General features: G+C 68.5%; 18 protein-coding genes and 1 pseudogene. 4 read left to right on the forward strand and 15 right to left on the reverse strand.

What is annotated here, in order from left to right:
• Window positions 1-11 precede the first annotated feature (11 nt).
• Window positions 12-776, forward strand: coding sequence for a 16S rRNA (adenine(1518)-N(6)/adenine(1519)-N(6))-dimethyltransferase RsmA (gene rsmA, locus BC358_RS03955; protein WP_079364789.1), 765 nt, complete (start codon window positions 12-14; stop codon window positions 774-776).
• A 192-nt stretch (window positions 777-968) separates the two neighbouring features.
• Here the strand turns inward: rsmA and BC358_RS03960 are convergent.
• From BC358_RS03960 to bfr, 5 genes and pseudogenes are all read right to left on the reverse strand, one after another.
• Window positions 969-1364, reverse strand: a pseudogene (locus tag BC358_RS03960) (barstar family protein); the annotation flags it as partial.
• A 58-nt stretch (window positions 1365-1422) separates the two neighbouring features.
• On the reverse strand, window positions 1423-1854 hold the full coding sequence (locus BC358_RS03965) for a ribonuclease domain-containing protein (protein WP_079364790.1): 432 nt from the start codon (window positions 1852-1854) through the stop codon (window positions 1423-1425).
• 205 nt (window positions 1855-2059) lie between these two features.
• Window positions 2060-4366 (reverse strand): NADP-dependent malic enzyme, encoded by a 2307-nt coding sequence (locus BC358_RS03970; RefSeq protein ID WP_079364791.1) that lies wholly within the window; start codon window positions 4364-4366, stop codon window positions 2060-2062.
• 205 nt (window positions 4367-4571) lie between these two features.
• On the reverse strand, window positions 4572-4784 hold the full coding sequence (locus tag BC358_RS03975) for a bacterioferritin-associated ferredoxin (protein WP_066159489.1): 213 nt from the start codon (window positions 4782-4784) through the stop codon (window positions 4572-4574).
• A gap of 110 nt (window positions 4785-4894) precedes the next feature.
• Window positions 4895-5371: a bacterioferritin gene (bfr, locus tag BC358_RS03980; RefSeq protein ID WP_066159482.1), complete on the reverse strand. Its 477-nt coding sequence runs from the start codon at window positions 5369-5371 to the stop codon at window positions 4895-4897.
• Window positions 5372-5591: 220 nt separating this feature from the next.
• Here bfr and BC358_RS21715 point away from each other — a divergent pair, with 220 nt between their 5' ends.
• From BC358_RS21715 to BC358_RS03995, 3 genes are all read left to right on the forward strand, one after another.
• On the forward strand, window positions 5592-5918 hold the full coding sequence (locus BC358_RS21715; protein ID WP_066159479.1) for a hypothetical protein: 327 nt from the start codon (window positions 5592-5594) through the stop codon (window positions 5916-5918).
• Window positions 5915-6373: a hypothetical protein gene (locus BC358_RS03990; RefSeq protein ID WP_179130003.1), complete on the forward strand. Its 459-nt coding sequence runs from the start codon at window positions 5915-5917 to the stop codon at window positions 6371-6373. The genes BC358_RS21715 and BC358_RS03990 overlap by 4 nt, the downstream gene beginning before the upstream one ends.
• 100 nt (window positions 6374-6473) lie before the next feature.
• Entirely contained in the window at window positions 6474-7895 is a 1422-nt protein-coding gene (locus BC358_RS03995; RefSeq protein ID WP_079364793.1) for a lyase family protein, read from the forward strand.
• Window positions 7896-7997: 102 nt separating this feature from the next.
• On the opposite strand, the gene BC358_RS04000 is transcribed toward BC358_RS03995, so the two are convergent.
• The 10 genes from BC358_RS04000 to BC358_RS04045 form a co-directional block, all read right to left on the reverse strand.
• The gene (locus BC358_RS04000; RefSeq protein ID WP_079364794.1) at window positions 7998-10016 is read right to left on the reverse strand and encodes a hypothetical protein; all 2019 of its coding nucleotides are present in this window, start codon (window positions 10014-10016) and stop codon (window positions 7998-8000) included.
• Window positions 10013-10369, reverse strand: a complete 357-nt coding sequence (locus BC358_RS04005) for a hypothetical protein (RefSeq protein ID WP_079364795.1) — start codon at window positions 10367-10369, stop codon at window positions 10013-10015. Before BC358_RS04005 ends, BC358_RS04000 begins: the two co-directional genes overlap by 4 nt.
• A gap of 126 nt (window positions 10370-10495) precedes the next feature.
• Window positions 10496-11530, reverse strand: coding sequence for a DUF1513 domain-containing protein (locus tag BC358_RS04010; protein WP_256861415.1), 1035 nt, complete (start codon window positions 11528-11530; stop codon window positions 10496-10498).
• A 136-nt stretch (window positions 11531-11666) separates the two neighbouring features.
• Window positions 11667-12731 (reverse strand): imelysin family protein, encoded by a 1065-nt coding sequence (locus tag BC358_RS04015; protein WP_079364797.1) that lies wholly within the window; start codon window positions 12729-12731, stop codon window positions 11667-11669.
• Between the two features lie 10 nt (window positions 12732-12741).
• Window positions 12742-14247 carry a di-heme oxidoredictase family protein gene (locus tag BC358_RS04020; protein ID WP_256861416.1) on the reverse strand — a complete coding sequence of 502 codons (1506 nt, stop codon included), beginning with the start codon at window positions 14245-14247 and terminating at the stop codon, window positions 12742-12744.
• 6 nt (window positions 14248-14253) lie between these two features.
• Window positions 14254-15441, reverse strand: coding sequence for an imelysin family protein (locus tag BC358_RS04025; RefSeq protein WP_079364798.1), 1188 nt, complete (start codon window positions 15439-15441; stop codon window positions 14254-14256).
• A gap of 70 nt (window positions 15442-15511) precedes the next feature.
• Window positions 15512-15880: a DUF3325 domain-containing protein gene (locus BC358_RS04030; protein WP_079364799.1), complete on the reverse strand. Its 369-nt coding sequence runs from the start codon at window positions 15878-15880 to the stop codon at window positions 15512-15514.
• A complete protein-coding gene (locus BC358_RS04035; RefSeq protein WP_079364800.1) occupies window positions 15873-17585 on the reverse strand; it encodes a PepSY domain-containing protein in 1713 nt (570 codons plus the stop codon). The genes BC358_RS04030 and BC358_RS04035 overlap by 8 nt, the downstream gene beginning before the upstream one ends.
• A 12-nt stretch (window positions 17586-17597) precedes the next feature.
• A complete protein-coding gene (locus BC358_RS04040; RefSeq protein ID WP_079364801.1) occupies window positions 17598-17903 on the reverse strand; it encodes an iron uptake protein in 306 nt (101 codons plus the stop codon).
• Window positions 17904-17941: 38 nt separating this feature from the next.
• On the reverse strand, window positions 17942-20104 hold the full coding sequence (locus BC358_RS04045) for a TonB-dependent siderophore receptor (RefSeq protein WP_079364802.1): 2163 nt from the start codon (window positions 20102-20104) through the stop codon (window positions 17942-17944).
• Window positions 20105-20122 lie beyond the last annotated feature (18 nt).

Here is a 20122-nt window from a genome sequence, read left to right on the forward strand (position 1 = left end):
CACGCCCGCGCATGAAGCATGTCGCGCGAAAGCGCTTTGGTCAGCACTTCCTGAGCGACACCGCCATCATCGATGCGATCGTCGCAGCGATAGCGCCCTCGCCATCGGATGCCATGGTGGAAATCGGTCCGGGTCTGGCGGCCCTGACCCAGCCGCTGGTCGAGCGCCTCGGACGCCTGACGGTGATCGAGCTGGACCGGGACCTGGCGGCCCGCCTGCGGGAGCACCGCCTGCTGGATGTGGTCGAGTCCGACGTGCTTCGTGTGGACTTCACCGCGCTGGCCGCGCGCTGGCCAGGCCGCAAGATCCGTGTGGTGGGCAACCTGCCCTACAACATCTCCAGTCCGATCCTGTTCCACCTGCTCGATCATGTCGCGGTCGTTCAGGACCAGCACTTCATGCTGCAGAAAGAGGTCATTGACCGTATGGTGGCCGCACCGGCCACCGCCGACTACGGGCGCCTCTCGGTGATGCTCCAGTGGCGCTATGCCATGGAGAACGTGCTGTTCGTGCCGCCGGAGAGTTTCGACCCACCACCCCGGGTCGACAGCGCGGTGGTGCGCATGGTGCCGCTGGTACAGCCGCCAGCGATGGATTTCAGGACCTATGGCGACCTGGTGCAGACCGCGTTCAGCCAGCGCCGCAAGATCCTGCGCAACACCTTGGGCAGATGGCTGGAAGCCCGTGGCTTTTCGGGCGACTTCGACCTGCAGCGCCGGGCGGAAGAGGTGCCGGTGGCGGAGTACGTCGCACTCGCGCAGGCCGTTCGGACGTGAAAAAGCCGCTGCACGAGCAGCGGCTTTTTCAGGTTCTGCGGTTGATCAGGCCGCGGTCAGCCAGTAACCCGCATTGAACGGGCTGCTCATGCGCAGCGCCATCGGGCTCACATCCAGGATCTTGTCCGTGGGCATGGGCTCTTCGTTTTCCACCTCGATCGGCTCTTCACCTTTTGGGGCGCGCGCGACCGAGAAGGAATAGAAGCAGCGGAACGGGATCTTGCGATCGCTCCAGTAGTCGGCCGCGTCGCGGAAGATGTCCAGCAACTGCTCGCGCGCTTCCTTGTCGAACTTGGCATGCGCCGGGATGTGTTCGAGCACGACGATGAAGCCGGTTTGCGGGCCCGATTTGTGGACCAGATCGGTCATGCAGTCGTAGAGGGCGTCGAAGTTCTTGCCGAAATGCGGCGGCAAGGTGTACTGCGCTGCGATCAGTTCGAGCACGTCCTGCTTGCTCTGGGCCTTGGCCAGGTTGGCATACAGGAAGTGGTGACCCAGCTGCTCGGCGGCGGCCTGCAGGTCCTTCACGCCGAAAGCGCGGATCGACTGAACGATGTTGGTACGAACATTACGAAGTGGCGTGTCCATCTCCGCGTCTCTTTCTACAGTCAAAGTTGAAAACGAAATCCACTCACATCACCGCGGGTCACTGCACGATCAGCCGGAAGCTGCTGTAGTGGTCCTCGGTGTAATAACAGGCATCTGGCGAACGTGGCTGCTGGCCTCCGCACACGATCCGCCTGGCCCCGCGGTGTCTCAACCCCGGCGTGGGCACTGTGTATTCCCGGTAATAACCCCGTTTCTGGCTGGGCAGCAGGTGCTCTCGGTTGCCGAACACGGTGCCGTCCTTCTCATACCGGAACGGACCACCCTGGCGGATCTGCTCCATGACATCCTGTCCCTGTGGCGGCAGGCCGGTGAAGGCCACCGAAGCCACCGCTGAGCCGGGAAGTACGGAAGAAGGGGTCCGGGCTTGCACCAGCATGGTGCTCAGCGACGTCGCCAGAACCGCTGCAAGGGCCAGTCCCACGACCAGCCCGACACGGCTCCTTGTTGCCCGGATCGGTTGCAGACCCATCAAAGTCCCTGTGTTCCTGAAGCCATCCACCTGCCCCGGGGGCGTTCGCTCTGCGCGAATTGAGCCCCCTTGTCGGGGTGGGTTAACCCTGAAATACAAGCGCGCAAGTGTGCCTGATGCGCTGCAAAAAAGCAAGTTGTTGCTGCTTAATTAAGCAGGTTGAGCAGGGGCAATTGTGAAAATTAGTTAGTGCTTGCTATATGCATCAACCTTGGCGCTGCACGTTGGCTTCGGCCACCGTGAGGGCGGTCATGTTGACGATGCGGCGGACGGTGGCGCTCGCGGTGAGAATATGCACAGGTTTTCCCACCCCCAGCAGCATCGGGCCGATGGCGATGTTGCCGCCAGCCGCGGTCTTGAGCAGGTTGTAGGCGATGTTGGCCGCGTCGATGTTGGGGCAGACCAGCAGGTTGGCGTCGCCCTGCAGGGTCGAGCGCGGCATGATCGAAACCCGTGCATCGGCGTCCAGCGCCACGTCGCCGTGCATCTCGCCGTCCACCTCCAGCCATGGTGCATTCGATTGCAGGATGGCCAGGGTCTCGCGCATCTTGACCGCGCTGGGCTGGTTGCTGGAGCCGAAGTTGCTGTGCGAGAGCAGCGCCGCCTTGGGCGTGATGCCGAAGCGCATCATCTTGCGGGCCGCCATCTGGGTGATCTCGGCCAGCTGTTGGGCCGTGGGGTCGTAGTTGATGTGCGTGTCCACCAGGAACACCTGGCGGCCGGGCAGCATCAGCGCGTTCATGGCGGCGTAGCAGTTGGAGCCTTCGCGCTTGCCGATCACCTGGTCGATGTAGTCCAGGTGCAGCTGGGTGTTGCCCCAGGTGCCGCAGATCATGCCGTCCACGTCACCGCGACGCAGCAGCATGGAGCTGATCAGGGTCAGGCGCCGGCGCATCTCGATCTTGGCCAGCTGCTCGGTCACGCCGCGGCGTTCCATGAGCTGGTGGTAGGTGGTCCAAAGCTCGCGGTAGCGTGCGTCCTGCTCGACGTTGACCACGTCGTAGTCCAGACCCTCCTTCAGGCGCAGGCCGAACTTCTCGATGCGCGCGGCAATGATGGTCGGCCGGCCCAGCAGGGTCGGGCGGGCCAGGTTCTCGTCGACCACGATCTGGCAGGCGCGCAGCACCCGCTCCTCTTCGCCCTCGGCGTAGGCGACGCGCTTCTTCAGTGCCGTCTTGGCGGCCGCATACAGCGGCTTCATGATGGTGCCGGAGGCGAACACGAAGCTCTGCAGGCGCTGCTTGTAGGCGTCCATGTCGGTGACCGGTCGCAGCGCCACGCCGCTGTCAGCCGCAGCCTGCGCCACGGCCGGCGCGATCTTCATCATCAGGCGCGGGTCGAAGGGCTTGGGGATCAGGTACTCGGGGCCGAAGGCCAGTTTCTCGCCCGCATACGCGGCGGCCACCACCTCGCTCTGCTCGGCCTGGGCCAGCTCGGCAATCGCGTGCACCGCGGCGATCTCCATCTCGTCGGTGATGGTCGAGGCGCCGGCGTCCAGCGCACCGCGGAAGATGTACGGAAAACACAGGACGTTGTTGACCTGGTTCGGGTAGTCGGTGCGGCCGGTGGCCATGATGGCGTCGTCGCGCACCGCCTTGACGTCTTCGGGCGCGATCTCGGGGTTCGGGTTGGCGAGCGCGAAGATCAGCGGGTTGGCGGCCATCTTGGCGACCATCTCCTTCTTGAGCACGCCACCGGCTGACAGGCCGAGGAAGACATCGGCGCCTTCGATCGCCTCGCTGAGCGTGCGCTGCTCGGTCTTCTGAGCGAACACGGCCTTGTCAGGGTCCATGAGTTCGGTGCGGCCTTCGTAGACCACGCCGGCCAGGTCGGTGACCCAGATGTTTTCGCGCGGCAGGCCCAGCTTGACCAGCAGCTGGATGCAGGCCAGCGCGGCGGCCCCGGCGCCCGAGGTCACCAGCTTGACTTTCTTGACGTCCTTGCCCACGACCTTCAGGCCGTTGAGCAGGGCAGCGCCGACCACGATGGCGGTGCCGTGCTGGTCGTCGTGGAAGACCGGGATCTTCATGCGCTCGCGCAGCTTGCGCTCAATGTAGAAGCAGTCCGGCGCCTTGATGTCTTCGAGGTTGATGCCGCCGAAGGTGGGTTCGAGTGCCGCGATGATCTCGACCAGCTTGTCCGGGTCCTTCTCGTTGATCTCGATGTCGAAGACGTCGATGCCCGAGAACTTCTTGAACAGCACGCCCTTGCCTTCCATCACCGGCTTGGCCGCCAGCGGGCCGATGTCGCCCAGACCCAGCACGGCGGTGCCGTTGGTGATGACCGCCACCAGATTGCCGCGGCTGGTGTACTTGAAGGCGTTGACCGGGTCGGCCACGATTTCTTCGCAGGGCGCAGCCACGCCGGGCGAGTAGGCCAGCGCCAGGTCGCGCTGGTTGACCAACTGCTTGGTGGCGGCAATGGCCACTTTGCCGGGGACGGGTTTCTCGTGGTATTCGAGGGCGGCGCGGCGCAGCTCTGCGCGCTTGTTCTGTGCTTGTTCGGTGCTCATTGGACTGTCTCCGGCGAGGTGATTCTGCAATGCGAAACGCTATTGCGCATTCTAAATCTTGGGATTCGGCATGACCATCGTTTTTTTGCGAACGGATGGTTCGGGTGCCTGTGACATTCTGGGCCGGAATCCGGCGCGCGCAAGCACGGTTTTCCACAGCAAAAAGCCGCCCCGGGGGCGGCTTTTTGCTGCAAGGGGTCCGGAATCAGGCCGGCGCCGGTGCCTCGGTCTGCAGTTGCAGGTGTGCGGTGGGCTGGGAGGGGCGGCACTGCATCCACACGGCGCGGGCGCTGGACTCGCACTGCCCGCACTGGGTGGCCACACCCATGTCGATCTGGATGTCGTCGAAGCTCGCGCCGCAGCGCGCGGCCTGGGCGATGGCTTTGTCATTCACACGGCGGCAGACACAGACGATCATGGTGGCAAGGGGTCAGAGGAAGAACAAGCAAATGATAATTGCTCGCATTCAAACCGCAAAGTCCCCTGTGTGCCCAGGGAATTGACCCCCGGTGTCCGGGGGATCTCCGGTCAGCCCTCGTCGCCCATCTGGCTCTGCAGATAGTTCTGGATGCCCACCTTGTCGATGAGTTCGAGCTGGGTTTCGAGGAAGTCGATGTGTTCCTCGGTGTCGTCCAGGATCTTCATCAGCAGGTCGCGCGAGACGAAGTCGCGCACCGACTCGCAATAGGCGACGCCGTCCTTGATGGTGGCCTGCGCACCGCGCTCCAGCGCCAGATCGCTGCCCAGCATCTCGGGCACGTTTTCGCCGATGTTGAGCTTGCCCAGGTCCTGCAGGTTGGGCAGGCCGTCGAGCATGAAGATGCGGTCCATCAGCCAGTCGGCGTGTTTCATCTCGCCAATCGACTCTGAATATTCCTTCTTGGCCAGCTTGTCCAGGCCCCAGTGCTTGAGCATGCGGTAGTGCACGAAGTACTGGTTGATGGCGGTCAGCTCGTTCTTGAGTTGGGCCTGCAGGTGGGCAATGGCTTGCGGGTCGCCTTTCATGGTGAGCTCCTTTCTTGAAAATTGGCAGCGCTCGACCCGCATTGTGGCGTCGCGCCGCGCCGACACCAAACGCCGGACAGGCAGCCGCACTTCGGCAGTTGAATAATGAGAATGATTCTCATATACTGAGTCATCTGTTGACCGCCAGCCAGCCAGGCTCCGTTGCGACGCCTGTTTCCTGCCAGCCAGCGATGGAACCCACCGGCATGGAGGCCCTCCCGTGAATCATCCCGACACCCCGATCAACGCCTGCTGCGACGAGGAATATGTGCTGCCCTCGGTGGAGGCACTCATGGCCGGCACGCTGGCCCTCATGACCGGCTATGCGCAGGCCGCCGCGGGCGACCTGCACCGGTCGCTGCTGGCGCGCAAGCTGGTGTCCAACCTGTTTTTCCTGTCCGAGCACCCTCAGGTCTCGCCCCACATGCGCTGCATGCTGGCCAACCTGAGAACGCGCTGGCAGCTGGAGGTCGAACAGGGAGGTGCCCCGAGGTGCGTACCGGCCCCCACGCCGCTGTGGCACAGCGCACCGGAGGTGCTGCAGTGAGTGGCCGCCCCGCCATGGCCAGACACGAAGCGAGGGCCCTGGTGGTGCGCGAGCTGGTGGCCGAACACGGCGTCCTGTCGCGGCGGCTGGCACAGCTGCAGCAGCGTGTTGGCGATCAGTTGCAGGCCAGCGCCCGGCGGCAGGCGGCGCTGGACGGAGAGAACATCCGGTTGCGCGGCGAACTCGTGCGGATGCGCACGGCCGTGGCCTGGGACCTCCGGTCGGCAGCGCTGGTCCCGCGGGCCGCGACCGGCCCGCGTGGTCTTGCTCCGCGCATCGCTCCCGGGCTGCTCGAGGCCCAGGCCGTGATCTGCCAGACCGGCTGTGCCGGCCACGCCCACCCCTGGCTGGAGCCCGACGGACAGTGCCGGCGCACCGGGCAGGCCTGTGATCGGCTGGAGGACGAGACCCTGTCCACCGCCACCCGCGGGGCTGGCCCGTCGGACCCGGAGTGACCCTGCCCGCAGTGGTCGCATCGGGGGGCACCGGGGTGGTGCCCGGCGGACGGGCGCACCATGGCGCCCCGGCCCTGCGGCCATCCGATGGGAGCGTCCCATGATCCCTCCCCACACGTCCGGTCCCGCGGCGGAAAGCGGCGACTGGCGCACCGAACACGATTCCATGGGCGCGGTGTCTGTGCCGGCCCAGGCGCTCTACGGTGCGCAGACCCAGCGCGCCGTGCTCAATTTTCCAGTCAGCGGCCAGCCGATGCCCCCGCTCTTCGTGCGCGCGCTGCTGCAGCTCAAGGCCGCCGCCGCGCAGGCCAACGGCGAGCTGCAGGCCATTCCCGCCGCCGAGGCCGGGGCCATCGCGCAGGCCTGCGCCGCGCTGCTGGCGCTGGACGATGCGGCGCTGATGCTGCACTTTCCTGTCGATGTCTTCCAGACCGGCTCGGGCACCAGCAGCCACATGAACGCCAACGAGGTGATCGCCACGCTGGCCAGCCGAGCGCTGGGCACACCGGTGCACCCCAACGACCAGGTCAACGCCAGCCAGAGCAGCAACGACATGGTGCCCAGCGCCCTCCACGTGGCTGCGGCGCTGGCCCTGCACCAGCGCCTGCTGCCGGCGCTCGACCACCTGGTGGCGGTCACGCAGACCAAGGCCGCGCAGACCCATGGCTACGTCAAGACCGGGCGCACCCACCTCATGGACGCGACGCCGGTGCGCATGGGCCAGGCGCTGGCCGGCTGGGCGGCGCAGCTGGAGGCGGCGGCGCTGCCCCTGCGCGCTGCGGCCACCGCGCTGCAGCAGCTCGCGCTGGGCGGCACCGCGGTGGGCACCGGGGTGAACGCCGACCCGCGCTTCGCGCCGCTGTGCGCCGCCGCACTGGCGCGCGCCACCGGCCTGCCGTTCGCGCCCGCCGCCAACCGCTTTGCGCTGATGGGCGCGCAGGACACGGCGGTGGCCACATCGGGCGCGCTCAAGACGCTGGCGGTGGCGCTGATGAAGATCGCCAACGACCTGCGCTGGATGAACTCCGGCCCGCTCGCGGGCCTGGGCGAGATCGAGCTGGAAAGCCTGCAGCCGGGCTCGTCCATCATGCCCGGCAAGGTCAACCCGGTGATCCCCGAGGCCACCGCGATGGTGGCGGCGCAGGTGATCGGCAACGACACCACCCTCACCGTTGCCGGGCAGTCGGGCAACTTCGAGCTCAACGTGATGCTGCCGGTGATCGCGCGCAACCTCCTGGAGAGCATCGGCCTGCTGGCGAACGTGATGCCCCTGCTGGCCGACAAGGCCATCGCCAGCTTCAGGGTCAACGAGGCGCGGCTGCAGCAGGCGCTGGCGCGCAACCCGATCCTCGTGACGGCGCTCAACCCGCTGATCGGCTACGCAAAGGCCGCCGAGATCGCCAAGCAGGCCTACCGCGAGGGTCGGCCCATCGTCGATGTCGCGGTCGAGCACACCAACCTGCCGCGCGAAGAGCTGGAGCGGCTGCTCGACCCGGCGCGGCTGACCGGGGAGGAGGGGTAGCCCCCACGCTCCGCCGCTGCGCGGGTCGCTGCCCCCCCGAGGGGGTGCGAATTCAGCTTGGGGCGGCCCGGCGCTGAATTCCTGGCCCCCACGCTCAACCGCTCAGGCCATCGCGCGCTCGGGCGCGGCGTGGGTCGGTGCAGCAGGGGCTGCGGCGGTGCGGGCGGTGTCCTGCGTCTGCGCCTGGGCCGTCTGCTGTGCCTGCGCCAGGTGCTGCTCTGCGGGTTTTGTCTGCGCCTCCCGCACGCCGAACTCGCTGACCGGCGCGCTGGCCTGCACCATCGCGATGCGCTCGCCGTCCTTGCTCAGGTGGAAGGCGCGCACCTCGCCGCGGTGCGCATGCGCCTGCGCGTGGCTCACGGCGGCAGCGCTCACGCGGTCGATGCGCTCGTCGTCCAGTCCCCGCGCGCGCAGCCCCGGCGCCAGCTGCTCGCGGGCCAGCGCGTGGTGGCGCTGCTGTTCGGGCGTGAGCGATGAGTTCTGGCCCGAGCGCGTCGGCGCGGCCTGAGGGACCCGGGGCTTCAACTCGGCGGGCAGCTCCGGCGGCGTCAGGCCGCGCTCCTTGTAGGCCTCGCGGATCGCGCCCAGGTGACCGATGTCCCGCCACAGCTCGTTGGCCCCCTGCTGTACGCGCCCGGCCTGGCGCTGCTGCGCCAGCGCCTTGGGCCAGCCCTGGTCGACGTTGTTGTGCGAGTCCTTGTTCGACTGCAGCGCCATCAAATCCCGCCGCCCCTGCACCACCTCGCCCGCGAACTGCTGGTGCTTCTGCGCCAGCTGCTGAGGGCTCAGCGCACGGTAGTTCTCCAGCGGTTCGTGGGGCAGGGCGCGTGGGTACTGCTCGTGCACCGCGTCGCTGTAGGCCCCGCGCACCGCATCAAGGGGCTTCTTGCCGGCGTCGATGTGGCGGGCCAGGGCGTCGTTCACATCGTCCTTGTCCACCTTGGGGAAGCGCGCGTGCATCGCCTCCCAGCCCTGGTCGATGCCGGCCCGGCCCTCGAAGTAGCGCCCGTTGCGTTCGGCTTCCTGGCCGAAGGCGGTGCTGGCCGCGTCCAGCCGGGTCTGCAGGCGTGCGCGCTCGGCCGGGTCGGTGGTGTGCGAAAGATCTTCCCTGTGCCCATTGATCTGGCGCAGCAGGCGGCCTTCCTTCGACACGTAGTCATAACCCAGCTGCCCCACCTCGCGCCCCAGGGTTTTGGTCCACTGCTGCAGGCGCGAGTCCTCGTAGAGCTTCTCGGCGCCATAGGCTGCGGCGCCACCGGTGGCCAGACCGCCCGCGATCGGTCCGACCGGCCCCGTGACCGGGCTGGTGAGCGCGCCTGCGGCGGCGCCGGGAATGGCACCCACGGTGGCCGCGCCGCCGGTGATGGCGGTCCGGGCGGCCTGGTTGGCGGTCTCCTCGCCGCCGCGCACCCACTGCTCGCGGTTGGAGCGTGCGGTGTCGATGGCGGCGTCGACCTGGCCTTTGGCGTCCACCACGCCGTAGGCCGTGCCCAGCACGCCGGCGGCTTTCACTGCGGGACGAATGCCATGCCCTTTGACCGGAAGGTGCAGACGGTTGTCGACGGTCTTGACGAATTCGTGCGGTTCGTAGAGCTGGCGGTTGGGCGTCAGGTACTGGCGCGCGCCGCCGGGTTTGTTGACCTGACCGTCCAGTTCGCTGGTGGGTGCCACCGTGTTGACGAACACCTCGGTGGGCGCCTTCGGGGTGATGCGGTAGACGTCGTACTGGGGCGACTCGCTGCCGACCGGCAGGGCGAAGTGGTGGGAGAGGTTCCGGCCTTCCTTGATGGCGGCATCGAGGTCGGCCTGCTTGGCCCAGAACGGAGAGAAGGGTGAAGGCTGCTGGCCTTTGGGGACGATCTTGACCAGGGGCTCGTCGAGCATCTCCATGCGGGGGAGTTCGCGGCCGGAGGTGATCTGTTCGATGGCGCGCTCGCGGAGCTTGTCTATGGAAGCGTCGGGTGCGGCCTCATTGAGTCTGGTCAGATACTTGAGCCCGTCAGGACTCTTCAGGTATTTTTTGGCCTCCTCTTCGCTGACACCATGCGTTCTGAAGGTGTTGGCTTTGGCAACCGCTTCAATGTGGTTCTGTTTTAGTTCTTCGGATGTCAGGTCGCTCATGACCGGCCTCCGCTGCCAGTGCCTTTCCTGATGTTCTCAATGATGGCGTTGATGTCCTGGTCGTCCTGAGAAAGCCCCCCTTCCATTTCTATTGCGAACGCCACATAGGCACCCTCAACGTCTGGATCTTTGTAGCCTCGGTAAAGGCCCTCGCCGGAGACAGCCCATCTGGCTGGTATGTCGTGCCGATCAGCGATGGGTGCGTGGACCCTGCCCGCCTTGGCGTCCTCAATCAACGGGCGCATGCTCTCCAGCAGGCCCTGCACCCGCTCCTCATTCGGATACTGCTGGCACACCCATTCAAGGCGCTCGGCGGCGGCCTTGAGCTTGGCGGGATCGATCTTCTGTGTCATGGCGGCTTCCCTGAAAACGGTTGTTGTGAACGACGAACCGGGATGTTCCCACACCCCGGCGCCGCCCGGTTCAACCGCTTGCGGTCCGCCGCAACAACCCCCGGGTGGCGTGGTCCGGCTCAGTCTTCAGGCCACCGGCACCCAGTGGTTGTCGAGCTGCAGCGGTGCCGAGGTGGGGCGGGCCTCGCCCTGCGTGCCGAGCACGCTGCCGGCGCCGCCCAACCACCAGCGGCCGTCGTGGCTGGCCAGGGCGCAGGCTTCGCGGTGCGCCAGTGCGCGTTGCCAGACCCCGCGCGCGTCGTACAACGCCAGCTGGTTCGCGCGCGGGCAGCTGACGGCGAAGCCGCCACCCGGCCAGGCGCAGATGTCGCCGCCGTAGCCGGCCACCGGCGGCTGGCCTTCGGCGGGGCGCAGGGTGCGGCCGTCCCACACCGCGAGCACCGGCGCGCCGGCCTTGTCGCTGGACTGCGGGTGTTCGGCCTGCAGCGCGATGCCCAGCGTGCCCGAGACCGGGTCGAAGGCCAGGTGGCGCAGGCTCAGGAACGGGTCGGCCAGGCGCCACTGACCCAGCAGCTCTCCGTTGGCGGGGTGTAGCGCGACGAGGGACGAATCCATGCGCCCGAGTTCGCGCTTGCTGCGCCCGGTTTCGGGCAGGGTGGGAATGCCGCCGTTGGCCACCATCAGCGTGCCGGCGGGCAGGTCGCCCACGGCCTGCGGCAGCGCCAGTAACTGGTGCGGGTCCATGCCGTGCGTGGCCCACTCGCCGGCCTTCTCCAGCGACGCCGCGTCGCGCACGCCGATGCGGCCTTGCGCGGTGTCGAGGTCGGTCTCGGTGGTCCAGAGCGTGGCGCTGCCGGTGCGCGAGATCACATGGCCGTTGAAGCGCCGGTCCTCGCCGATCCAGTGCCACTGCGTGCGGCCGCTGGCCGGGTGCCAGCGCAGCAGCCAGTCGCCCGGCCGCCGCGCCACCGCCAGCACCGAGCCCCCGGCCTCGGCCCACAGCCCATGCGCCCGCGTCGGCACCACGAGCGAACGCTGCACCGACCACGACGAATCACCCACCGACAGCAGGCCGATGTGCTGTTCGGTGCCGCTCTGCCAGGCGGCGAGCAAGGTGGTGTTCTTCGCTGCACCGGCCCAGGTCGGTACAGAAGCAGCCACGCCTGCGACCATGAGCAACAGCCGCCGGCGCGAAATGCCTTCATCCAGCAGCCACCGCGGAACCGGCTTTGCCGGGCCGCCAGTGGCGTCCCCCCTCAGGGGGGAAGACGCCGAAGGCGGCGCAGGGGGGAGGCCCTTAATCACCATCCGCATCGGAAAACCCCAGCGGCACATCCAGCGCCGCCGCCACCTCCGCCTGGAACAGCGTGGTCACGCCCTTGAGCGTTTTCGACAGCGCCATCAGCTCCTTCTCGCCCGCCTTCGCGGGTAGTGCGGCGATGGCCGCATCGGCGCGGTCCAGCGCCTGGCCCCAGCGCTGCGCCAGCGCGATCTGGCCCTTGCCCATCAGCAGGGCCTCGATGGGCACCAGGCCCTGGCCCGGCTGCGGCGGCTGGGCGCGTTGCGCGGCGCTCAGGCGCGCCTGCGTGCGCAGCGCCTGCCACTGCGCGCGCCATTCAGCGGCGTTGTCGGCAGGGGCCAGACGGGCGAACTCGGGAGCATGGCCCTTGCCGGCCGTGCGGGCCTTCTGCACCGGCTGCTCGATGTGGGCCCAGCGCAGCCGCTCCAGACCGCCGAGCCACTGGTTGATCCACTCGGCGAAGGCGCTGCGGGCGGCGTCCTCGTCGCTGGTCCAGTCGCGCGCGGCGAGTGCGTCGAACCCCGTGCGCAGTGCCACCGCCTCGGCCTCGATGCCTTCGGCCACCAGCACCAGGTAGGGGCAGTGGGCGGGCGAGGGTGGGGCGGCCAGCAGCTGCTCCATCGCTGGAAAGCCCTTGGCCGGTGTGCCGACGGACTCCATGTCCGCCAGTGTCTTGGGCGCGCGCGCCAGCGCCTTGGCCAGCAGGGCCGGCCGCGTGGGCCAGAAGTCGATCTGCCGCTGCGAGCGGCGCTCGATCACCGGGCCCAGCGCGGGGGTGGACAGGGCGTCCCAGGCCAGCAGGGCACGGCGCCAGGCGTCCTTCAGCGCCGCCGGGGCGGCAGGGCCAGCGCAGTGCTGGCGCGCGGCGGCGGTCAGTGCTCTGGCCTGGGTCTCGAAGTCGCGCGCCAGCGGCGGCAGGTGCTGCGCATACAGGCCCTGCAGCGCGTCCTCGCCGCTGTAGTAGGGGAAGGCGAGTGCGCCACCGGTCTGCGCGTGCAGACTGGTGACGGGCAGCGCCGCGATGGCCAGCAGGCCGGCCAGGGTGTGTCGGCGGTTGATCATGTTTGCGCCTTCACAAGGAGTTGACGAACGCGACCAGCGCGTCGCGGTCACGTTTCGAAAACTTCAGCACCTGGTCCTTCGACGCCTGTGCCTCGCCGCCGTGCCACAGCACGGCTTCGAGCACGCCGTTGGCGCGGCCGTCGTGCAGCAGGCGCTGGTGGCCGTTCACGTCCTTGAACAGACCCACGCCCCACAGCGGCGGCGTCTTCCATTGCCGGCCGTTGGCCTGGAAGTCGGGCCGCCCGTCGGCCAGGCCCTCGCCCATGTCGTGCAGCAGCAGGTCGGTGTAGGGCCAGATGCGCTGGCCGGCCACCTTGGGGCTGGTCAGGCGCGGGAACAGCGGCTCGCCGGTGGTGTAGCTGGGCCGGTGGCAGGCGGCGCACTGGGCCTGCGCGAACAGCGCCTGGCCGCGCAGCACCTGCGGGTCGTCGGGCTTGCGGCGCGCGGCCGGGGCCAGGGTGGCGGCGTAGAACACCACATCGCCCAGGGTCTGGTCGTCGATCTCGGGCACCTGCGCGCTGGCCTGCGACGAGGGCATCAGCCCGTCGTGGCCGGTGCGCTTGCCGCCGCCGTGCGGTGCGGCCAGGCAGTCCTTCTGCGCGGGCGTGCAGGCCTCGCGCCAGTTGACGCTGCTGGTGATGCCCATGTCGCCCAGGAAGGCGCCCGCGCTCTGGTGTGCCAGGCTGCCGGTGTTGGCCTTCCAGCCGAAGCGGCCGATCACCTCCTTCTGCGCGAAGGCGTCCCAGACGCGGTTGGGCTGGCCCTTGATGGGGCCGGGCGCGGCGGCCTGCTCGCGCGCGTTGGCCAGGATCTCGCGCTCGGGAATCGCTTCGAGCAGGCCCAGGCCGGCCATGTGCGGCGCGATGCGCGGGCTGACCATCACGTCCCTGGCCATGGCGCCGTAGCCGAGGTCGGTGAAGGTGTAGACCGGCTTTTGCAGGGTGTAGCGGGTGCCGTCGGCGAAGCGGCCGTGCACCGGCGTGCTGCGGATGCGGACCGTGCCCTCGGCCTTCACGCCCTGGATGGCGGCGTTGTTGAACTGGTCACCGTAGGTCGCCTCGGGCACCACGCCATCGTGCGGCGCGGGCGTGCCGGGCACCGAGAGGCGGAACAGCAGCGCGACCGTCGGGTCGGGCTCGGGACCGAGTGTCTTTTTCCAGTCGGGCGGCGCGCCGCGGCCGTCCATCACGTGGCAGCCGGCGCAGGAGCGCGCGATGAAGTGCGGGCCCAGACCGTCGCGCGCCGTGGTGGAGGCGGGGGCCTCGACCCAGTTGCGCTTGAAGAAGGAATTGCCGATGACAAAGCGCGTGCGCTCGGCATCGTCCAGGTTGGCCAGCGGGAAAGAAAAGGAGTTTCTGCCCGTGGTGTGCACGGTGGTGGCGCCGCCGGTGAACTCGCCCAGCGGGTCCGGGTCGGCGTCGGCGGCGGCGGGTCCGACCAGGACCCACGCCGCCGCACCGATGGCAGCGGCCCCCATGGCTGGCGCGAAGCGCGTGGCTTTGGGAAGGAAGTTCATGAAGGATCAAGGCTCCACGAGGGTCAGCTTGGCGATGCCGACGGCGGACGCGGATTCCACCAGCAGCTTGGACTGCGACACCAGGCTGGCGATGGTCTTCTCGATGGCCGGGCGGCCGGCCGAGCCCTTGACGATGGCGCGGTCGAACGGCGCGGGAATGGCCTCGGCGCCCTTCACAGAGTCGGCGATCTGGGCGGTGGTCTTCTCGGCCAGGGCCGGGTTCTTCGCGGCCACCAGGTCGCGCACGCCCGGGCCCTTGAGCACGCTGCCGTCGCGGCGCGTGTACTCGCCGGTCCACACGTTCTGGATGCCCTTGGCGTTGCTCACCACTTCGCGGTGGGTGTTGTCGGAGAAGCAGGAGTGCTCGTCTTCCTGGTCCTGCGAGTTCAGGGCCACTTCCATGCGCTCGCCCGAGAGTTCACCGCGCGAGAGCGAGCCCAGGCCGACGATGATCTTGCGCACCGACTCCTTGCCGCCCTTCTCGAACTTCGCGCGGTAGTTCTTGGCGTTGGGTTCCCAGGCCTTGACCAGGGCCGACAGGTCGTCGATCAGCAGCTCGGTGGCCACGGTCAGGTACTGCCCGCGGCGCTCGGCGTTCTGGCCCTTGCCCACCACATAGTCCTCGAACGAGCGGTTGCCCGGGCCGGTCTCGCTCTGGTCCTGGCCCCACAGCAGGAACTCGATGGCGTGCCAGCCGGCGCTGATGTTCTCCTCGCCGCCGCGTTCGTTGGCCTTGGCCAGTGCCGCCTTGGTGATCTTGAACTTGGCGTTGTTGACCATGCCGGCGCCGGGCTTGCCGGTCACGTAGTCCACATAGGCCTCGTCCAGCGGCCAGGCGTTGATCTGACCCTCGGGGCCCTTGTCGTCGTCGATCGGGCCGCCGTAGAAGCGGAAGGCTTCCGTCTGGCCGTAGAACTCGCGGGCATGAAGCCAGGCCTTGCGGGCCTTGGTCAGACCGTCGGCCGAGGGCGCCTTGGTGAACTCGGCGATGGCGGCCTGCAGGTCCTTGGCGGCGGCCAGGGTGTCGGCGTAGTTGGCGTGCACCAGGGCGGCGTAGTGGGCGGCCACGGCCTTGTGGTCGACGGCTGCGGCCGCCGCGGCCGCGGGTGCGGCGGTCTGGGCGTGGGCCGGCAGCGAGGCGGCGGTCAGGGAAGCCAGGGCCAGCACGGCGGCGGCGACGGTGTGCAGTTTCATCGGTGGTTGCTCCTGAGAAAATAAATGAGAATGATTCTAGTTTTAAAAACTTAAGATTCGTTGACGCCATTCACCGGATGTCGACCGGGCCTGGTGAGGATTGTTCGCGGCGCGAGGATCTGAAAGGCTCGGCAGAGGCCCAGGGGCGCAGCCAGTGCGTCCGCCAGGCCAGCAACTGACCCACGCCCAGCGCGCTGCCGGCCAGCAGCATGGTCCACACCAGCACCGCCATCGACGGCCGGTCGGCCGACAGGCAGGCCAGCAGCGAGAGCAGCAAGGCGGCTGCGCCCAGGGCCCGCAGCCGCCGGCGCGTGCCTCGGACCTCGTCGGCGTGCCGGTGCATCACCTGGCCCCAGTGCACCTCCATCGCCAGCGCGAGCCAGGCCATGCCGCTGAAGCTCAGCGCCGCGGCCAGCAGCAGCCACAAGGTTTCAGACATGGGCCACCTCCGCCACCGCATCGCTGCCCGCCGGGGCGGTTGTCGCGCGAGGCGCAGCCTGCTCGCGCCGGGCCAGCTGGCGCGCCGCCCAGCCGGCGATGGCCGCGCTGGCCAGCAGGCTCAGGTCCACGCCGGCCACGGCCCAGTAGGTCTCGGTGAACACGGTCCTGACCAGGTGGTCGCCAGTGGTGACGGCGTTGAGCGCCACGGCCGCCACGGCCAGCGCCGCGATGGCCCAGCACTGTTCGCGCCAGGCCGGGTTCATGCGGGCCTGCGCCACCGGGGCGCTGCGCACCAGGGCGTGCGCCAGGGCCAGCGCCCAGACGGCGAAGAAGACCGCCTTTTCCCAGTCGCCCTTGCCCGCCAGGTCGGGCGGCAGCAGGCGGTTGGCCACCAGCATGCCGATGGCGGCGATCACCATGCCGGTGACCGTGGTCACGGCCAGCGCATCCACCACGCGGCTGCCCTGCCCGCCAGCTTTCGCGTGCTGCTGCTTGCGCTTCTCGACGAAGAAGACGAAGCCGGTGGCGATGCAGACGCAGCCCAGCAGACCGCCCAGCACATAGAGCCAGCGCAGGAACCAGTGTTCGAAGTGCTGCAGGTGCAGGCCGGTGAGGAACTCGTTGACTTCCGAGACCGGGCTGCGCGGCGGGTCCTCGCGCAGCAGCTCGCCGGTGCTGCCTTTGAAGTGGATGCCCTCGCCCACCAGCGCCACGCGGTCGCTGCCGGCGCGGTACAGGCTCACATAGCTGTTGGCGTCGCCCACGTGGTGCACCACCAGGAAGCCCACCTCGCCCGCCATGTCGCGCGCGGCCCAGCGGCGCTTGGCCTCGGCCACCATCGTGTCCACCGAGGCCAGGGGCGCGGGCACACCGGCGGCCTCGTGGGGCAGGCCGGTCTCCTGCGCCTCCATCACCTCGTGCTGGTCGTGCAGGCCCTTGAGCTGGAACTGCGAGACCGGCAGGAAGTAGAAGGCCGCAAAGATCACCAGGCCGGTGAAGGCGAAGAAGAAGTGGAACGGCAGCGCGACCACGCCGGTCATGTTGTGCAGGTCCAGCGCGCTGCGCTGGGTGTGCTTCTTCGGCCGGAATGTGAAGAACTCGCGGAAGACCTTGCGGTGGATCACCACGCCGCTGACCAGGGCGGCCAGCATCACCAGCGCGGCCAGGCCGACCAGGAAGATGCCCAGGTTCTTCCACGACCAGTTCAGGCTGTAGTGCATGGGATAGAACCAGTCGCTGCCGATCTTGAGCTGGTCGGCGCGCACCACGGCGCCGCTGCGCGGGTCGATGGTGGTCTCACCATGGATGTGGTTGTGGCCGTCCGGGTCTTTGGCCAGCGGCACCTTGAAGCCGATGCCCATGCGCAGCACCGGGTCGCGGTGCGTGGTGTAAGCCCAGTACTCGTCGGCCGGCAACGCCAGGCGCGGCGTCATCGGGCCTTTGGCCGGGTCGTGCAGCGTGGCCATGTTGGCCGCGTAGTCGGCGGCGTCGGGTTCGATCTTCCTGAACGCCGGCAGCAGCAGTTCATCGAAAGAGGGCATGGGCTGCGGGTCGAAGCGCGTCTCGGGAATGGCCCAGCGGTCGATCTCGCGGTCGAACACCGAGAGGGAGCCGAAGAAGAACACCACGATCAGCACGAAGCCGATCACCAGGCCGAACCAGGTGTGCAGCCAGGCCATGGACTGCCGGAAGTTCTGGAACATGGGGGTTTCCTTTCAGGACAGGATCGCGCGCTGGATCGCCCAGGCGGCGGTGAACAGCAGGGCCGCGCCCCCGGCCAGCACGGCCCAGACGCGGGCGATGCTGGCGGCGGCGAAGCTCCAGAGGAACAGGCCCAGGAACACCAGGAAGGCGAGCATGAGCACGCCCATCTCGGCGTCGTGGTACGCCACCCCCAGGCCCGTCAGCGCGGCCACGCCGGCGGCCGCAAAGCCCCAGGTGAAGGCGTAGGCGCCGAAGATGCCGGCGGTCACACGGGCGGTGATCGCCGGCCAGCGAAGCGAGTTGTGGGGATGTGCCATGGTGGGGGTGTGCAGAGGATGGGAGGAGGCGGAGCCACTCAGAAGCGATGCTTGAGCGCGAGGGTGAACTTGCGCGGTTCTCCCTGCGTGTAGCCGCTCCAGGAGCTGTCGTAGAAGACCTTGTCCAGCAGGTTGCTGATGTTCAGTTGCACGGACGTGCGCGGGGTCAGGGCATAGGCCGCCATGACATCCACGAGTGCGTGGGCGGGCTGGCCGACCCGCTCTTCCAGACCGGTGACCGGGTGGGTGGCCGTGACCGGAGGCCTGCTTTCCCACACCAGACCACCGCCCAGGCTCAGCTTCTGCAGGGCACCGCCGAGGGTGTGCCGGGTGAACAGTTTGAGTTGCTGGCGCGGGTGCTCGGTCACCACATGGGCGCCCTGTGCGTCGCGGGCGCTGAACTGGGTCCAGCCAGCGCCGAGTTGCCAGCCGGGGGCCACTTCGCCCGACACCTCCAGTTCGACACCCTGCGACTCGACCCCCTGCGCAGCGCGCGAGGCCACGGTCGCGGTGCCCGGTACGAAGTAGCCCGCATCGGGCGTGGCGAGGTTGTCCTGGTCGGTGCGGAACACGGCGGCCGAGGCGTTGAGCCTGCCGTTGAAGAACTCGCCCTTGATCCCGATTTCCGAGCTGTCGCCTTCCAGCGGGTCGAGGTACTGGCCGCGGCGGTCCTTCTCGGTCTGGGGCTTGAAGATGGTGGTGTGGCTGGCGTAGACCGACAGGTGGTCGTTCAGGTCGAAGACCACGCCGGCGTAGGGCGTGAAGACGCTGCTGTGCCGCAGGGTGTAGGCCTCCGCGGTCCATGCGCCGACCTCACCCTGGCGTTTCCATTGGCTCACGCGCCCGCCCACGATGAACTTCAGCGCGTCGGTGATCTGCAGGCGCGACGCCGCATAGGCACCGGTCTGGGTGGTGGTGTCCCGGCTGGCCAGGTAGAACGGCGACATGGCCGGTTCGGGGTAGCTGCCGTCCCATTCGTTGAAGTTGCCCACCTCGGGCAGGCCCGAGAGGGCGTCGCGGTTGTCCCAGCCGTCCTTGAGCTGGCTGTGCATCGCGCCAACGCTGAGTTCGTGTTCCCGTCCGCCCAGGCGGAAGGGACCGCTGGCCGAGACACTGGCGTGGTTCTGCGTGGGCTCGGCGTGGTAGTGGTAGGGATAGGCGGACATGCCCAGGCCGGTGGACCGGTCGGGTGTGCCCATCACCCACAGCAATTTGGAGTCTTCCACCTGCTTGCGGTGGGCGAGGTCGGTGCGCACGCGCCAGCGGTTGGCCAGCCGGTGTTCCAGGCTGGCGAAGGCCGTGGTCTCTTCGGTGTCCCACTGGTTCCAGCGCGTGGCGGTGGTCTTGGAGCGGTCCCATTGGGTGCGCCCACCGTCGGCGTACCAGTAGGTCAGTCCCCCCCAGTAGACGCCGTTGCGCTGGCGGGTCTCGTGGCTCGCGCCCACGCTCACGCGCGTGCCGGGGGCCAGATCGGCGTCCACCACGCCGTAGAACACGCTGCCCCGGGTGTTCTCCAGGTCGATGAAGGCGTCCTGGGCGTCGGCGCTCAGCACCACGCGCCCGCGCACCGACGCGTCGCTGTTCAGCGGCGTGCTCAGGTCCAGGGTGCCGGCGCGGTGGTTCCAGCTGCCGAGCTCCGTTTCCACCGTGGCCGTGAAGGTCTTGCTGGTGGCGTGTTTGCGCACCAGGTTGATGGCCGCGGACGGGTCGCCCGCGCCGTTCAGCAGTCCGGTGGCGCCGCGCACCACCTCGATCCGGTCGAAGGGCGCGGTGCTGATGGTCTCGGCGCCGATGTTGCCGGTGAACATGGGCACGCCATCGAACTGGTAGTTGGAGATGAGGAAGCCGCGCGCCGACAGGCCGTTGCGCCCGCGGTCCATGCTCTTGAGCGAGACACCGGGGGTGGCGCGCAGCGCGTCCTCGACCGTGTCCATCGCCTGGTCCTGCATGCGCTCGCTGGTCACCACGCTCACCGACTGCGGCGTGTCGCGGATCGAGAGTGGCAGGCCGGTGGCGGTCGACGTGGCTTCCGTCGTGTAGGACCCCGAACCCTCCGAGGTGGCGTCGGGTGTTCGCTGGGCCTTGACGGTGACGGGCGCGAGCGTGGCTTCTTCGGTGGGCTGGGCCAGGGCCTGGGCCGGCAGGGTCTGCAGACAGGCGGCGGACAGCGCCGCGCAGAGGGACGTGAGGGGGTGGTGCATGGCGGATCGGGACGGCGT

The organism is Hydrogenophaga sp. H7, from assembly GCF_002025745.1.
GTDB lineage: Bacteria > Pseudomonadota > Gammaproteobacteria > Burkholderiales > Burkholderiaceae_C > Hydrogenophaga > Hydrogenophaga pseudoflava.

Excerpts from the sequence above, each read along its gene's own strand:
- BC358_RS04030 (WP_079364799.1), bottom strand. The coding sequence starts at position 15,880 with ATGTCTGAAACCTTGTGGCTGCTGCTGGCCGCGGCGCTGAGCTTCAGC.
- bfr (WP_066159482.1), bottom strand. The coding sequence starts at position 5,371 with ATGAAAGGCGACCCGCAAGCCATTGCCCACCTGCAGGCCCAACTCAAG.
- BC358_RS03970 (WP_079364791.1), bottom strand. The coding sequence starts at position 4,366 with ATGAGCACCGAACAAGCACAGAACAAGCGCGCAGAGCTGCGCCGCGCC.
- BC358_RS04040 (WP_079364801.1), bottom strand. The coding sequence starts at position 17,903 with ATGGCACATCCCCACAACTCGCTTCGCTGGCCGGCGATCACCGCCCGT.
- BC358_RS03995 (WP_079364793.1), top strand. The coding sequence starts at position 6,474 with ATGATCCCTCCCCACACGTCCGGTCCCGCGGCGGAAAGCGGCGACTGG.
- BC358_RS04025 (WP_079364798.1), bottom strand. The coding sequence starts at position 15,441 with ATGAAACTGCACACCGTCGCCGCCGCCGTGCTGGCCCTGGCTTCCCTG.
- BC358_RS04005 (WP_079364795.1), bottom strand. The coding sequence starts at position 10,369 with ATGACACAGAAGATCGATCCCGCCAAGCTCAAGGCCGCCGCCGAGCGC.
- BC358_RS04000 (WP_079364794.1), bottom strand. The coding sequence starts at position 10,016 with ATGAGCGACCTGACATCCGAAGAACTAAAACAGAACCACATTGAAGCG.
- rsmA (WP_079364789.1), top strand. The coding sequence starts at position 12 with ATGAAGCATGTCGCGCGAAAGCGCTTTGGTCAGCACTTCCTGAGCGAC.
- BC358_RS04015 (WP_079364797.1), bottom strand. The coding sequence starts at position 12,731 with ATGATCAACCGCCGACACACCCTGGCCGGCCTGCTGGCCATCGCGGCG.
- BC358_RS04035 (WP_079364800.1), bottom strand. The coding sequence starts at position 17,585 with ATGTTCCAGAACTTCCGGCAGTCCATGGCCTGGCTGCACACCTGGTTC.
- BC358_RS04045 (WP_079364802.1), bottom strand. The coding sequence starts at position 20,104 with ATGCACCACCCCCTCACGTCCCTCTGCGCGGCGCTGTCCGCCGCCTGT.
- BC358_RS03965 (WP_079364790.1), bottom strand. The coding sequence starts at position 1,854 with ATGGGTCTGCAACCGATCCGGGCAACAAGGAGCCGTGTCGGGCTGGTC.
- BC358_RS03975 (WP_066159489.1), bottom strand. The coding sequence starts at position 4,784 with ATGATCGTCTGTGTCTGCCGCCGTGTGAATGACAAAGCCATCGCCCAG.
- BC358_RS04020 (WP_256861416.1), bottom strand. The coding sequence starts at position 14,247 with ATGAACTTCCTTCCCAAAGCCACGCGCTTCGCGCCAGCCATGGGGGCC.